At 63.6% G+C, this 14,344-nt stretch carries 16 protein-coding genes; 7 read left to right on the top strand and 9 right to left on the bottom strand.

Translation table 11 applies throughout. From position 1 onward, the window contains the following. Positions 1 to 715 precede the first annotated feature (715 nt). On the bottom strand, positions 716 to 1,489 hold the full coding sequence (coxB, locus tag AC0QDI_RS04525) for a cytochrome c oxidase subunit II (protein WP_474665628.1): 774 nt from the start codon (positions 1,487 to 1,489) through the stop codon (positions 716 to 718). Positions 1,490 to 1,707: 218 nt separating this feature from the next. On the opposite strand from coxB, the gene AC0QDI_RS04520 reads away from it, so the two are divergent. Both AC0QDI_RS04520 and AC0QDI_RS04515 read left to right on the top strand, forming a co-directional pair. Further along, on the top strand, positions 1,708 to 3,996 hold the full coding sequence (locus AC0QDI_RS04520) for a DUF6789 family protein (protein ID WP_474665626.1): 2,289 nt from the start codon (positions 1,708 to 1,710) through the stop codon (positions 3,994 to 3,996). Then, a complete protein-coding gene (locus AC0QDI_RS04515) occupies positions 3,993 to 4,613 on the top strand; it encodes a DUF7979 domain-containing protein (RefSeq protein ID WP_474665624.1) in 621 nt (206 codons plus the stop codon). Before AC0QDI_RS04520 ends, AC0QDI_RS04515 begins: the two co-directional genes overlap by 4 nt. A gap of 101 nt (positions 4,614 to 4,714) precedes the next feature. Here AC0QDI_RS04515 and AC0QDI_RS04510 read toward each other — a convergent pair whose 3' ends face one another. Beyond that, positions 4,715 to 5,557: a manganese catalase gene (locus AC0QDI_RS04510; RefSeq protein WP_474665622.1), complete on the bottom strand. Its 843-nt coding sequence runs from the start codon at positions 5,555 to 5,557 to the stop codon at positions 4,715 to 4,717. A gap of 209 nt (positions 5,558 to 5,766) precedes the next feature. Between AC0QDI_RS04510 and AC0QDI_RS04505 the strand changes: the two genes are divergently transcribed. Further along, positions 5,767 to 6,174 (top strand): hypothetical protein, encoded by a 408-nt coding sequence (locus tag AC0QDI_RS04505; protein ID WP_474665620.1) that lies wholly within the window; start codon positions 5,767 to 5,769, stop codon positions 6,172 to 6,174. Between the two features lie 112 nt (positions 6,175 to 6,286). Beyond that, positions 6,287 to 6,478, top strand: a complete 192-nt coding sequence (locus AC0QDI_RS04500; protein WP_474665618.1) for a hypothetical protein — start codon at positions 6,287 to 6,289, stop codon at positions 6,476 to 6,478. 51 nt (positions 6,479 to 6,529) lie between these two features. Here AC0QDI_RS04500 and AC0QDI_RS04495 read toward each other — a convergent pair whose 3' ends face one another. The 3 genes from AC0QDI_RS04495 to AC0QDI_RS04485 all read right to left on the bottom strand — a co-directional run bounded on the left by AC0QDI_RS04495 (position 6,530) and on the right by AC0QDI_RS04485 (position 9,264). After that, positions 6,530 to 7,438, bottom strand: coding sequence for a cytochrome c oxidase subunit 3 (locus tag AC0QDI_RS04495; RefSeq protein WP_474665616.1), 909 nt, complete (start codon positions 7,436 to 7,438; stop codon positions 6,530 to 6,532). A 158-nt stretch (positions 7,439 to 7,596) separates the two neighbouring features. Beyond that, entirely contained in the window at positions 7,597 to 8,988 is a 1,392-nt protein-coding gene (locus AC0QDI_RS04490; protein ID WP_474665614.1) for an NAD(P)/FAD-dependent oxidoreductase, read from the bottom strand. A 147-nt stretch (positions 8,989 to 9,135) separates the two neighbouring features. Next, complete coding sequence (locus AC0QDI_RS04485; RefSeq protein WP_474665612.1) at positions 9,136 to 9,264, bottom strand: hypothetical protein; 129 nt, start codon at positions 9,262 to 9,264, stop codon at positions 9,136 to 9,138. 249 nt (positions 9,265 to 9,513) lie between these two features. Here AC0QDI_RS04485 and AC0QDI_RS04480 point away from each other — a divergent pair, with 249 nt between their 5' ends. Both AC0QDI_RS04480 and AC0QDI_RS04475 read left to right on the top strand, forming a co-directional pair. Further along, entirely contained in the window at positions 9,514 to 10,488 is a 975-nt protein-coding gene (locus AC0QDI_RS04480) for a D-2-hydroxyacid dehydrogenase (RefSeq protein WP_474665610.1), read from the top strand. A 160-nt stretch (positions 10,489 to 10,648) separates the two neighbouring features. Further along, complete coding sequence (locus AC0QDI_RS04475) at positions 10,649 to 11,080, top strand: universal stress protein (protein WP_474665608.1); 432 nt, start codon at positions 10,649 to 10,651, stop codon at positions 11,078 to 11,080. Between the two features lie 65 nt (positions 11,081 to 11,145). Here the strand turns inward: AC0QDI_RS04475 and AC0QDI_RS04470 are convergent, their stop codons facing one another. The 3 genes from AC0QDI_RS04470 to asd all read right to left on the bottom strand — a co-directional run bounded on the left by AC0QDI_RS04470 (position 11,146) and on the right by asd (position 13,373). After that, positions 11,146 to 11,454 carry a HalOD1 output domain-containing protein gene (locus AC0QDI_RS04470; RefSeq protein ID WP_474665606.1) on the bottom strand — a complete coding sequence of 103 codons (309 nt, stop codon included), beginning with the start codon at positions 11,452 to 11,454 and terminating at the stop codon, positions 11,146 to 11,148. 53 nt (positions 11,455 to 11,507) lie between these two features. After that, positions 11,508 to 12,152, bottom strand: coding sequence for a helix-turn-helix domain-containing protein (locus AC0QDI_RS04465; RefSeq protein ID WP_474665604.1), 645 nt, complete (start codon positions 12,150 to 12,152; stop codon positions 11,508 to 11,510). A gap of 186 nt (positions 12,153 to 12,338) precedes the next feature. Next, positions 12,339 to 13,373 (bottom strand): aspartate-semialdehyde dehydrogenase, encoded by a 1,035-nt coding sequence (asd, locus tag AC0QDI_RS04460; protein ID WP_474665602.1) that lies wholly within the window; start codon positions 13,371 to 13,373, stop codon positions 12,339 to 12,341. Positions 13,374 to 13,615: 242 nt separating this feature from the next. Between asd and AC0QDI_RS04455 the strand changes: the two genes are divergently transcribed. After that, positions 13,616 to 13,882: a hypothetical protein gene (locus tag AC0QDI_RS04455; protein WP_474665600.1), complete on the top strand. Its 267-nt coding sequence runs from the start codon at positions 13,616 to 13,618 to the stop codon at positions 13,880 to 13,882. Between the two features lie 233 nt (positions 13,883 to 14,115). Here the strand turns inward: AC0QDI_RS04455 and AC0QDI_RS04450 are convergent, their stop codons facing one another. Beyond that, positions 14,116 to 14,307, bottom strand: a complete 192-nt coding sequence (locus AC0QDI_RS04450; protein WP_006432730.1) for a 30S ribosomal protein S17e — start codon at positions 14,305 to 14,307, stop codon at positions 14,116 to 14,118. Between the last annotated feature and the right edge of the window lie 37 nt (positions 14,308 to 14,344).

Genomic DNA, 14,344 nt, shown 5'->3' with positions numbered 1-14,344 from the left:
GATAAGCTCGCCAGCGTTACGGTGAGTACTGGAGTGCGCGAGCCTCTGGGAAACTCGTTTCGCCGCCTCCACTCATACTCGTACTTTCGACCCCGCACAGCAGCTGCTTCGGCAGTTGTTATGCGGGGTTTTCTGTATTTATACCCGCGACTGAGTAGCGATGCTGAACGACAGTTCAAGAGTGACGCTGTCACTGGTGCACGACCATACTCTTCGATTGACCCGCTGACAGAACGTACCGAGCACTCGCGGTAGTCCCATCGAAAGCTGCGTCTGTGGGGGAGCATAACGGAAGTAACGGCGTCTAAGAGGGGGTACCAGCTAGCGGTATGGTAATCACGGCACCTGTAACGACGATAAGTCGATACTGAGCGAAAGCGATCCCTCTGAACAGAGTAGATGTGCGCCCGGAACACTAACGTCCAGCCTCATCCCGAGGCGGCGTGCCGCGTCGGCTGGCTAACCCTCGTGCCGGGCGGGAGAACTCGTGGGAGCCCTCCGAAGTACTATTGTCGCGTGCCCGGGTTCGCCGTACTGTCATCGCACCCGAATGGGTCTGCTCGGACGGGGACTAAAGGCACGCACTTCTCGTAGGGCCGCGGTCCGTTTAACTCTTGCAGACTCGAGTGGCCGTGCCGTGCGTCGTGTCCGGCTAGAAGTGAGTGGGATTCCAGCATACTGACCGCCCCCGAGTATCGACTGGGGCTGCGAGCGATCAGCCGGGTTCCGGTGCTGTGGTGACGTTGCCCTCGTTCGCCTCGAGCCACTGATCGTACGTGTCCGGTTCGACGACGACGATGTCAGCTTCCATTCTCGAGTGGCCAGCACCGCAGAACTCGGTACAGACGGCGTCGTACCGTCCGGGCTCGGAAACGATCGTTCGGGCGCGAGTATAGCGTCCGGGGAACGCGTCCTGCTTGATGCCGAGATCGGACGCGAACAGTGAGTGGATCACGTCGTCGCTCGTGAGCCAGAGGGTTACGTTCTCGTCGGCGGGTATCACGATTTCGTCTTCGGTCGTGACGTTTGCGCCGGGATAGCTCGCTTGCCACTCCCACTGGTAGCCGGTAACGTATACCTCCTCGTCACCGGTCTCGGGGAGATCGGCGAACGACTCGAACCCCTCTTGACTTCGGTTGTCGCTGTCGAGTGCTTGCGACGGCGACACGTACGGGTTGACGAGGACGCTGTAGCCGGAGAGACCGACGAACAACAGAATGAGCGCCGTTGCAACGGTCCAGGTGATTTCTAGGGCAGGATCTTCCGTGGTGGGTTCGGGATCGTCGTTGTCGTGGAACTTGACGGCCGCATAGACCAGAATCACGAGGACGAACAGCGTCAGCGGCAGGGCCACGTAGAGCAACTGGTACTCGAGGCCGTCGATGAGTTCTCGGTTTTCCGACTGTGCAGCGGCCGTTCCCGTTAGTGCGAGGAGACTCGAGAGCGTCGCGACGGCGAGTGCGACGATCGTGCGACGGCGACTTCCCATTGGCGGTGGTTCAATAACCGGCCTGAAATACGTCATTCACGAATTGATAAACTTTCACGGTTTCGAACTGGTTCGGCAAGTGAAATACGATCGAGTACATGTGAGGGGAGGAGAAAGTCACGAAATAGTTAGTTGATCTTTATGGGGGTCGATAATGAGTCCACCGCTATGCACGGCGATGAGCGGTGCGGTCGGGCCATCAGGGGTGGCGGACGACGATGAACCGTGCACTCGTCGAGGTCTCGTTGTTCGGGGCTGTCGTCGTTGGCTGTCTACTGGTCGTTCTCGTCGCACAGCGGTTACGAGCCGAGCCGTCGCCTGACGGCGGGTATGTGACGGGTCGCGAGCGCCGGCTGGGACTCGGCGACGCGAAGGCGGCCGCCGTTCGCTGGACGACGACGACGAACCACCGCGAGATCGGGCTGCTCTACATCGCGTTCGGCACCGTCGCGGCGATCTGGGGCGGGATCGATGCGATGATGATCCGGACGCATCTGTTGACCCCGGAGGCGAACCTCTGGACCGAACAGACGTACAACGAACTGTTCACGATGCACGGACTGACGATGCTGATCTTCTTCGTTACGCCGGTGTTTTTCGGGATCGGGAACTACTTCCTGCCACTGTTGATCGGAGCCGACGATATGGCGTTTCCGCGGCTCAACGCTATCGGGTTCTGGCTGTTGCCGCCCTCGCTGCTGCTCGCTCGGTTGGGGATCGTCGCCGAAGTAACGGGAGCGGTCCTTGCCGTCGTCGTCCCGACGGACTGGATATCGGTTCTGTTAGCGTTTCAGGAGCCGGCGATCGGGTGGACGATGTATCCGCCCTTATCGCTGGCACCGAACCCGCAGACGAATTTCCTCCTCCTGGGGCTCCACTTGAGTGGCATCGCTACCACGATCGGTGCGATCAACTTCATCACGACGATCATCTACGAGCGCGACGAGTCGATCGGGTGGGCGAACCTCGACATCTTCTCTTGGAACATGCTCATCACGAGCGCGATCATCATCTTCGCGTTCCCGCTGCTGGGAACCGCGTTGCTCATGCTCCTGTTCGACCGGAATTTCGGCACGACGTTCTTCGCGGTCGAGGGAGGCGGCCCCGTCCTCTGGCAGCACTTGCTGTGGTTCTGGGGCCACCCGGAGGTCTACATTATCTTCTTGCCGGCGACCGGGCTGATGAGCTTCATACTGCCGAAGTTCGTCGGACGGAAGCTGTTCGGATTCAAGTTCATCGTCTACTCGACGATCGCGATCGGGGTCCTCTCCTTCGGCGTCTGGGCTCACCACATGTTCGTCACCGGCGTCGATCCCCGCGTCCGGGCGAGTTTCATGGCGACGTCGATCGCCATCGCCGTTCCAAGCGCGATCAAGGTGTTCAACTGGATCACCACCATGTGGAACGGTGACGTCAAACTCGCAGCGCCGACGATCCTCTGTGTCGGCTCGATCGGCCTGTTCATCGTCGGTGGCGTCACCGGCATCTTCCTCGCGGTCATCCCGGTCGACGTCATCTATCACGGCACCTACTACGTGGTCGGCCACTTCCATCTCATTCTCATGGGGATCATTCCCCTCATGATGTTCGCCGCGAGCTACTACTGGTATCCGATGCTCACCGGCCGGATGTACGACCGCCGGCTCGCGATTTTCCAGTCGTCGCTGCTGGTCGTCGGCTCCGCAGTCACGTTCATGACGCTGATGGCGCTCGGATTCCTCGAGCTCCCCCGCCGATACGCGACCTACCCGGCGGGATACTCGGGGCTGCAGGTGGTCGCGACCGTCGGCGCGTTCCTCATCGGGATCAGCGTCCTCATGTGGCTCTATAACATGATCTGGTCGTACTTCCAGGGGACGCCGATCGAGACCGCTGACCCCTGGGAACTGAAGGCGACGGAGCAGTTCACACCCGAGTGGCAGTGGTTCGAGGACCGACTCGAGCGCGAGCGCGGGGTCCCGCCGAGCGAACCGGAGGAGGTGCGCCCGTCCTACGTGCCCGCACAGGACGACCGGCCGCTGTCGCTGTACGGCCGTATCGAGCCGGTCGCCCGGACCGTTGCGAACGACGCCGGTACCGGTGCGGTCGGCGGTGCCGTCGGGACGCTACTCATGTCGGGCGTGCTCGCCGTCGCCGTCCTTCTCGGTGCGTTCGACTTCGAGTCGTTCGCGACCCTCGCGACGTTCGTCGGGTTGCCGGCGGATCTCGCTCTCGGCTACGGGCTCTTCCTCGTCGCCGGAACGACGGTCTGGCCCCTGTTGTTCCTCTCGCTGGGCGAGTACCTGCCGGGCGAGCTCACCCTCGTCACCGGACTGTGGTATGCGACGGTCATCTCACCCGGGTTCGCGCTCGCCTTCTACACCGGACAGACCGGCCTCGAGCTGATAACGTTCCTCATCTTCGTCCCGCTCGCTCACTGGATCTACGGGCTCGGACTCGCGGGAACGATCGCGTATCTCGGCGGTCGCCGACGCCGCCCGTCGACGGGGGAGGACGAGAACGAATGAGCGACGGTGACGACGCATCTCCCGGCAGGGACGACCCTCCGACTGCCGACGAACCGTCCGCTACTAACGTCCCGCCCGCCACGGACGAGACGGGGCCGGTGGAACCGACCGCGTCCTCGGAGTCGCTGCTGTTGACGTACGCCGCGCCCTTTCTCGGCGTCGTCCTGATCGCAATCGGGCTCCCGCTCGCGATCGTCGGCGGATACGTCGTCGTCCAGGACGGCGTCGGCCTCTGTGGGGAACCCACGCTCACGGTGACACCGGCCGACGAATACGAGGGCGCGTTGGCGACCATCGAGACGTTGCCCGCCGAGGAACTCTCGGCGGCCGAACGGACGGCCCTCGAGGAGGCGATCGACAGCCCGCTTCAGGAGGGCACGGTCGCCGGCGAACTGGCGAACCGGGAGGCGCTGCTCGAGGGGGCGATCGTCGAGTACGAGGGCGATCGCTACTACGTTCAGATCGCATCCTTGAACTCCTGTCTCGAGGTCGCGCCGTTGCTGTTCCCGATCGGTGCCATCGCGATCCTCGTGGGGATTCTCGGCGTCCTGACGCCGCCGATCTACCGGAAGATGGCCGGTTTCGAGGAGCGCATGCGGAACGGTCGGACGGAGTGAGCGCGCTGCTCGATCACGTCCGAGCGGCGAATTCGAGCGAAAGCAGCGAGTCGGGTGGCTGGTGACCGGAGCGGCCGGCCGACAGGGCCGTCAATTCGATTCTATTCGCTCGAGTCGGACGATTCGTTCGTCCTGTTCGGCGTGTCGTTCGTCATCGGGCTGGGTTGGGGAGCGATGACTTCGCCGTCACCCGGCTGTTCGGCGGCGTAGGAGAACTGCCCTTTGCCGTCCGGGGCCTCGCCCTGGGTCCAGGGGTACTCGGGATCCGGCTGCTCTTCCCGCCTGGTCGACATGAACGTGTAGTTGAAATCCTGATTCTCCTGGTCCTGCGGGAAGCTCGCGGGAACCGGCACCGGATCGTCGAGCGTCTCGAGGGCCTGCAGCCACTGGTTCTGGTGCATGGTGTCCCGGGCGATCAGGTAGGAGAGCATGTCCTTCATACCGGGATCGTCGGTGTACTCCCAGAGCCGCGTCGCGAGGGTCCGACCGGTCGATTCGGCCATCACGTTCGCGTAGAGGTCGCCCGCGAGATTGCCCGACGCGACGATGTAGTTGCCGGTAAACGGAGCGCCGTTACTGTCGACGGGCATGGCCGACTCGCCCGCCGAGAGGAACTGACGCGGGTTCTGACCGGTCATCGCCGCGGCCGTTGCCGCGGTCTCCTGGGCGTCGTCGCTCATCTGCTTGGACGAGCCCCGGAGATTCTTCGTGACGGCCGATGCGAGCATCTCGATGTGGCCGAGTTCCTCGGTGGCGGTTTCCATCAACAGGTTTCGATACTCTTCGTACCCCTCGGGGAGGGCCCAGGCCTGGAACATGTACTGCATGGCAACACGCATTTCGCCTTCTTGGCCGCCGATCGCTTGCTGCAGGAGCTTCGCGAAGTGCGGGTCTGGTTCTTCGACGGTGACCTCGTATTGGAGCTCCGGTTCGTGGAAGAACATCCACTCATTCCTGACCACATCAAGTGGGATAAACAACTGTTACGACTCGTAGTGACATTTTGAGTGACTGGTGATTATCTGATATCGATCACTCGAGTCACGCGAGAGAAATGCTCTCCGGTGCGATATCGCGTCTCGCGGCAAACACGTCGATCGTTGTGTCATCATGGAATACAGTTATAACGACCCCGGTGGTCGGGAATCAGCGCATGACTGAGGATAGCTGGTCGACATCACGACGCACGTTCGTCAAGTACGGCGCAGTGTCGACGGGAGCGCTGTTGGGTTCCCCCGGGGGATCTGCCGACGCGCGATCGAAATCCACCGACTCCAGCGGCGAAGCGATCGATCACGGCATGATGTACCCCTATCAATTCACGCCGGGTAGTCAGTTCACAGTCGTCGAAACCGACCTCGACTGGCATCCGTCTCCCGGTCGGTTCGAAGACACCTACCAGGCTCACGTGATCGCCTACGACCACGCGCCGTCGTATCGTGCGTTCCTATTTACCGAATCGGAGGCGACCCTCGAGCCGGATCGATCCTTCCAGCTGGGAGCCACCCGGGAATCGCCGGGAGCCGCCAGTCAACGGTTCGTCACCGTCGGCCTCGAGTGACGGGCCGGAATCGAACGTCGCGGGCCGGTTCGCGCCGGCTCCGTGGTCCGTCGTTGCTCGACCGGCCACGGGGTTTTTCCCCGTTCGCTGTCGTACGAAGCCGACACACGAGGTGACTCTGGTGGGTAACAACGATGAGAAACAACGAGCGGCGGCGAAATGCGAACAGTGCGACGAGATCGGGATCGTCCAGATCTGGCCCGACGGCAGCCTCCAGCCGCTCGGTCAGTCGAACTTCTGTGACTGCGGCTCACCCAGTCTGCAGGTCCTCGAGACCGATCTCGATCACGACGAAATACCGTGACCCGTCCCGACGGAGGCTCGGTCGTCCGTCCCACCGAACCGCCCGGTCTCCTCACACCGACGCGCCGACGTAGAGGACGACGACGAGGAAGAGCCAGACGACGTCGACGAAGTGCCAGTACAGCGAGACGGTTGCGACGGACGTGTCTCGATCCGGGCCGTAGTGGCCCCGAAGCGCCCGCCAGCAGAGGACGGCGATGCCACCGACGCCCAGCGCGACGTGGAACCCGTGGAGTCCGGTCAGCCCGAAGAACGCGGTTCCGAAGATGCCGCTCGTGAGTGTGAAGCCCTCCGCGGCGACGAACTCGTAATACTCGTAGACCTGCCCGGCGAGGAAGACGAGGCCGAGTCCGAGCGTCGCTCCGAGCAGTCCGATGAATCGTCGTCGGTCGTCGTCCTCGAGCGCCTCGTGTGCGTAGTGGAAGGTGACGCTGCTCGCGATCAGGATGGCCGTGTTGACGACCACGAGGGAGCCCAGCAGCGGCGGGAGCTCTTCCGGCGGCCACGAGCCGATCCTGACGAAGAAATAGTAGATAAAGAGCGCGCCGAACGTCGAGACGTCGGTCGCGAGAAAGAGCAGCGTCGTCGAGACGTACGATTCGCGCGATTTGAGGGCCCCCCGTGCGTCTCGAGCCGGTGCCAGAAACGCCTGTTCGACCCAGCCCGCGATGCCGGCCAGCAGGACGACCGTCCCGGCCACGGCCAGACCGATGCCGGCCAGGGGCGGGAGGAGGCCGGTTTCGTTTCCGAGGATGGCGATCGCGACGCCGCCGTAGAGGCCGGCGGCTCCCGCGGCGGCGACGAGCGGCCAGCGACTCCGGTGGTCGTGCTCGTCGTGGTCGCCGCGGCCGCGATGGTCGCCGTACTCTTCGGGAGCCTGCCCCTCGGGGACGCGATGTCCGGAACCGTCGGCTCGAGGGGGGTCTTCGTCGGACGTCTCGGTGCGTCCATCAGCGTCCATACCCCCGCTTCCACGTCGGCCCCGAAAAAGGCTCACCGCGTACAAGCGATTAGGGACGTGTTAGAGTCCAATCGCGGTTCCCCGTTCCGACGCGATCAGTTCAGCGGTACTCGAATCCCCGTTCCCGGCTCGATCCCGAACGACTGGAACCGGCCGCCTCAGTAGAAGTAGTCGTCTTCCGAAAGCTGGACGTAGCGACCGTCGCGGTACGTGAACTTCTGGCGCTTGTACGCCGTGAGGATCTTCGCGGCGTCGATTCCGGCGGTGTAGCGCTTGGTGATCAGGGCGTTGTCCGACCCGTTGCCCTGCATGTCGTTGATCGTGTCGAACGCCCAGTCCCAGTCGTCGGGCCCGTAGTCCGCGACGATGTCCGCGAAGGCGACGTTCCGCAGGATCTCGTCGCCGATCGCGCGCTTCCAGATGTCGTTGTAGTTCGCGATCGAATCCGTCGCGGCGAGTCGGCCGGCGATCTTGCCGGTGCGGACGGCGACGTGGTAGCCGCCCTCGTGGAACGCCGAGGTCGTGCCCATCGCGCCGCCGGCGACGGCGATGTTCGCGCCGACGGGCGACTCGATCGGGCGCGTCGAGGAGATCGGATAGGTTTCGGTCCCCTTCGACTTCCCGCGGTCTTCGACGCGGGGAATGTCCGTCTCGATATCGTACTCGTCGCCGTACTCCTGCTCGAGGAGGCGACTGATGTACTCGGCACCCGAGGGGATTCGGTCGTCGTCCGGTCGCAGGAGCTTGTAGGAGCCGGGATTCTCGACGTCGGCGAGGTCCATTCCGATGGGCATCGTCAGGCCGACGCGGGCGACCGTGCCGTCGTTCGGGAACACCCACGGGTAGGCGGTCTCGCCGGGCATGTACCCCCACCAGAACTTGAGTCGGTCCTCGAACGCTTCGAACAGTTCGGGTGGAAACTCCCGATACTCCTGATAGGCGATGTGATTCGCGTCCGGCGGCGAGAGGTGATCGGAGACGCTCCGGCCGGGTGCAGTGAACTGGTCGAGGGCGTCGAGCGTGATCCGGCGCTGCGGGCCGTCGGCGAGGACGACGTACTGGGCCTCGAGTTCGTCGCCGTTCGAGAGCGTCAGCGTGTGGGTCGGTCCCTGCGGACCGGACGCTCGCAGATCGGTCTCGAGGTCCGTGACGCCGGTCCCGACGCGGAGATCGGCACCCGCGTCGGTCGCTCGCTCGTAGAGCCAGTCGTCCATGCGCGCGCGGTGGAAGGTGTACCCGAAGTGTGGGTAGCTGGCCTCCATCCCGGTCGTCCGCAACTCGACGTTGCTGTTCGGGCCGACGAACTCCGTGGCCTCGAGCTCCCGGTGGATGACCTCGTCGGGAATCTCCCGGTAGTCGAACTCCATGATGTCGATCCAGTAGTCGAGCATCCCGGCGGCGTCGGTCGAGTCCGGCCCCGGCCCGTCCCGGTCCTCCCGGGGAACCCCCTGCTCGAAGAGTACCGTTTCGGCACCGTGGGCCGCGGCCTGCTCGGCCGCGGACGCACCAGCGGGGCCGCCGCCGACGATCGCGACGTCTACGCGTTCCATACGCCGTGGAGACTCAGTGAGCCATTATAAAAACTGCGAGGCAAATGTCTGCACGGTGGACCGGTCCTCGAATCGCTCCGTCCGCTGTGACAGCGAGTACACGACCACTATACGACAGCTGCGAACGGCCAGATCGGGTCGGCGGCGTTAAAAGAAACCCCTGAGAAGCACCAGCAAGACTCCGGAGAGGATAACGAAAGTGAGGAAGCCGAAGAAGATTATCGTCGCTTGCCGTCCGGTAAGCGTTTCGCCATCGAGGAACTCGTCTGAAGGCATTGCAATGGACTTCGCATCTCCCCCGCTTAAACATAATGATCTGACTACTCGGCTCGCGGTCGGAGACTGGCTTGGAGGGCCGTAAACCGCGTTCGGACGGACTCCGTTTTCGCAGCGGCTGCCTTGGTGCGACCTCGTCGACTACCGACCGACGGGATCCCACGCCCGAGCGCTGCGGGAGCCGTCTCTCGCATCGAGCACCGTGCCGCGAGACGAACGTTTTTGATCGCACTGGACGAGTCCACGGACATGAGTGATACGACCGCGCCGGACGTGCTCGTCCTCCGGAAGGGGACTCACGGCATTCCCATCGAACAGTTCGCCGACGCGATCCGCGACCGACTGCCGGACCACTCCGTCGCGCTCGCGCGCACGCCGGCCGAGGAGCGCGAGGCGATTCGGAACGCGACGTTCGTTACCGGCATGACTCTCGATGCGGACCTGCTCGGCGCGGCCGAGAACCTTTCCGTCTTCGCCTGCGCGTACGCGGGGACCGGCCACCTCCCCCTCGAGCGACTCGAGGAACGAGGCGTCGCGGTGACGAACGCCTCGGGCGTCCACGGGCCGAACATCGGCGAGCACGTACTGGGGGCGATCTTGCACTTCACCCGACGGTTCCACGTCGGCGCGCGCCGCCAGCGCCGCCGCGAGTGGCGCCATTACAGGGCCCACGAACTGCAGGGAGCGACGGTCACCGTCGTCGGACTGGGCGCGATCGGACAAGCGGTCTGTGACCGACTCGAGCCGTTCGGCGTCGAGACGATCGGCGTGCGCTACACGCCCGAGAAGGGCGGCCCGACCGACGAGGTGATCGGATTCGAGGGCGCGGCGTTCGACGACGCGCTCGCGCGCACGGATTACCTGGTGCTCGCCTGTCCGCTGACGGAGACGACCCGCGGCCTGCTCGATCGCGAAGCGTTCGTAACGATCGATCCCGAGGCGGTGCTGGTCAACGTCGCCCGCGGACCGGTCGTCGAGACGGACGCGCTGGTCGAAGCGCTGCGGTCGAACTGGATCCGCGGCGCGTCGCTCGACGTGACAGACCCCGAACCGCTGCCCGAGGAGCACCCGCTCTGGACCTTCGAAAACGTCCAGATTACGCCCCACAACGCGGGTCACACGCCGCGGTACTACGACCGGCTGGCAGACATCGTGGCGGAAAATCGCCGCCGGTTCGACGAGTCGGGAACGGACGCCGATCTCGAAAATCAGGTTCTCCCCTGATCGGTGACGGCAAAACGGTGCCGTCACCCGCTCGATCGAACGGTGCCGTCATCCGTCCGTCCGCCCACGCAATCTGACGCACTTTTTTTACCCTTCTGCTGCGAATCACGCGTATGGAACCGATACTACCGACCGATCCCGCGCGAGCGGAGGAGGACCGATGACGCTGACGTTCGACGGGACGATCCTGGTTCCCGTCGCCGATCCGGACGACGGGGAGCGAACGGCCGCGGCGCTCGTACCGCACCTCGCACCCTCGAGTAGGGTGCTCTTCGTTAACGTGATCGAGAAAGCCGGCGGTGCGCCCGACAAGGCCTCGGTCGAGCAACGCGAGGAGTACGCTCGGGAGATTTTCGAGCGCGCTCAGGGGCCGCTCGAGGGGACGGCCGGAACGGTCGAGACGGCGATCCTTTTCGGGACCGACGTCGTCGAGACGATCTTCGATGCCGCAGCGGAGCGCGATGTCGACGCCGTTGTCTTTGAGCCTCGCGAGAACAATCGGTTCGTGGAACTGCTCACCGGCAACGTGGCTCGCCGGCTGGTGAAGGAGGCCTCGATTCCGGTGGTTGCGCTGCCGCGAAACGAGGAATAGAGCGGTAGTAGAACGGATATAGCCCGTCGTGGTTTTTCGTTCGGGTCGCCCGTCCGAAAGTACCGTTACTGCTGGTCTACGAGTTCGATGCGGCCCGTCTGGTCGACCGTGACTCGATAGGTGGCGTACTCGAACGTGACGGAACCGACGGGCTGTCCGTTTTCCCCCGGCGACTGAAACAGCGAATCGAGCGCGGTCGGATCGATCGCATCGTACAGCGGTCCGAACTCCTCCGCGAGATCGAGCGCGTCTATCGCAGATTCCGACGCGACCGCGGCGATAACCGCTTCGCTGAGGGGCTTGTTCGATTCGAACTGATACGTCCCGCTCTCGTCGCGCAGTTGTCGCTCACCGGTTGGTGACTCGATTTCCATACCTCACGTACTGATCCGATGCGGGAAGTGACTACGATTGGATGGTCAACCCTTTAAGAAGGGTCCTGTTCGCTCACCGTATTCTGAAGCAGATTGGCCTGCCCTCGCCGAAGACGAGCGGACAGCGCTTGAGCCGAGATATCCAACTGCTCGGCGACCGCCGATAACGTCGTTCCCCGGGGGACGTCGAAGTACCCCTCCTCGAGAGCGACCAGCAACGCTTCTCGCTGGCTGTCGGTGATCCCGTATCGATCGCTGGACGGGTTCGATTCCCGGAAGAGTCGCTGAATCCGAAACGGAATCTCCTTTTCGCGACAGACGTCGCGATACGCGAACAGCGCCTCCCGCGTCGGGATCCGCGCGCGAATTTTAGTCACGTTTCTAACACTTATCTCGTGGAATCCGATATCGTACTCCGCCGCCGTGGGATATGTCAAGTGTTTCCGCCCCTGCTCCGATAGTGTCACGCTGTATAGACGACGGCCGTCAGTTTCCTCGAGGAGCGAGTGTTCGCGGATCGTCTCGTCGTCATTTAGCGCTGCGTCGATGTCCTCGAGGCTGTCGCCGTAGGCCCAACAGATGAGCTTCGTTTCTCCCGTCTCGGACTGATAGATCTCTTCGACCTCGATCCTCGAGACGGCTTCGATCGCCCGTCGGAGAATCGGCGTCTCGATTTCGTACTCGACGATAAGGACCATACGCTCTCACCCTCTCGATCTCCGTTCCGAACGATTGTTATACTGTCTCACTGTTCCGGCCATCGCCTGCCAAGGAGCCGCTTACGTTTCGCGGACCGGTCCCGATCGCGTCGGTATCCGTCCGACCTGCTCAGTGCAGGCGAAAATATCGGTCGACGGGGCAGCAATCGCTCGAGCCCGTCGTCTCTATATGTAGCCGTTCTCGAGCAGCAGTTCGCCGTTGAGGACGCTCGCACCGGCGGCACCGCGGATCGTGTTGTGGGCGAGACAGTTGTACTGGAGTCCGAACGGCGATTCCTGCAGGCCGCCCGCGGCGATGGCCATCCCGCCGCCGAGCGTGCGGTCCATTCGGGGTTGTGGCCGGTCCGGCTCCTCGAAGACGTGGATGAGCGGGTCGGGCGAGGAACGAAGCTCGAGCGAGGGGTACTCCCGCATGGCTTCGGCGGCCGCCTCGGGGGTGAGTTCGTCTTCCGTTTCGACCCAGACGTTCTCGAGGTGGCCGTCGATCGTCGGGATGCGATTACACGACGCCGAGACCGCCATGTCGTTGTGGCTGAGCGACGCGCCGTCGAAGTCGCCGAGCAGTTTTCGCGACTCGGTCTCGAGTTTGTCCTCCTCGCTGCCGATGTACGGGATGGCGTTGTCGATGATCTCCATCGAGGAGACGCCGTCGTAGCCCGCGCCGGAGACGGCTTGCAGGGTCGAGACGTGGACCGTCTCGAGGCCGAAGTCGGTCAGGGCCGCGAGCGTGGGGACGAAGGTGATCGTCGAGCAGTTCGGGTTCTTGACCATCGCACCGTCCCAGCCGCGCTCGTCGCGCTGGACCTCGAGCAAGTCGAGGTGTTCGGCGTTGACCTCCGGAATCACGAGGGGGATGTCGTCGTCCATCCGGCCGTTCGAGGAGTTCGAGGAGACCACGTAGCCGTCCTCGCAGAAGCCGGGCTCGACTTCCGCGCCGACGCTCGAGGGGAGCGACGAGAAGAGGAGATCGATATCGTCGGGGACCTCGTCGGGGTCGGTTGCCGTAACGGTTGTGTCGGCCACGTCCGCCGGGATGGGGCTGTCGACGCGCCACTTCGCGGCCTGTCGATACGTCTTGCCGGCGCTCGCCTCGCTCGCGGTCAGCGCTGCGATCTCGAACTCCGGGTGGGGATCGAGAAGTTGGATGAGTCGCTGTCCGACGGCGCCGGTCGCACCGAGTACGCCTACTCGTACTGCCATTTTCCGCCACTCCGAGTCGTGTCCGCAAAACCGTTTGGGTTTTCGGTAGCGCATGTCAAACGACGGAGTTGCCGGCCGAGGGGTTCTCCGAACGGTGCTCCGGAAAATCGCACTCCGCCCGACGGCGCTGCCGTCGCGAGACGGCGGGTCGCGACGGTCGGATAGAAGATATTAAGAAACGGGAGCGGCTCCTAGCGACCGATGCACTACCGACAGGATCGACTCGAGGCCGCCGGCCAGAGGTGGCCCCGATGACGAGTTCGACCACGAGTACGAGCGATCGGGGACTGCTCGAGACGCGGTTCAGCATGGGTGCGGCGGCTCTCGCGGCCGTCGCTGCACTGCTTGCCCTCGCCTTCGGCTATCTCGGGTTTATCGACGGCGTGTTGCCGGGAATCGGCTACCAGCTCTCCATTCTGACGGGTGCCGTCGGGCTCGTATTCGGGCTCGGCGTCGCCCTCGTGGCGCTCGTCGCCGCGGTCTACATGGAGCCCGGTCTCGACGAATAACTCGATTTTTCGGTCGCGTTGCGACCAGTACCAGTTTCCGATCGTCGACGCTTCGTCACGGCTTCGATCGACGACGCGCGAGTCCCGATCGCTAGCGAAGCGATTGACATCCGGCGTGGCACGGACTTCCAGAACGTCTCGGGAACCGTGACCGACGGCTCTCGAGCGAGTTCAGCGAGCCCTGGAGCTCGGTAGCGTGTCGTGTAACTACTGTTCGCGGCGAGAATACCGACTTACGCGGGGACTTCTGCGCCTTTCTTTCGAGTCACGTAGCCCGCGATGCGGTTGCGGACGCCCTTGGACTCGACGTTCGTGAGCTTCGTGACGCTCTCTTTGTTCTGCTCGAAATCGGTCGTGAACGCCTCCGGATACCGCTCCAGGAGGAGGGTCCCGGTCTTCTTGACGTAGGCCGGTTTGATTGCCATGTGGAGTGGTTCCGTCCAGAGGCTCTTAATCCCTTTC

This window comes from Natrinema sp. LJW11 (assembly GCF_056135975.1).
This window is presented reverse-complemented; position numbering and strand designations above follow the sequence as displayed.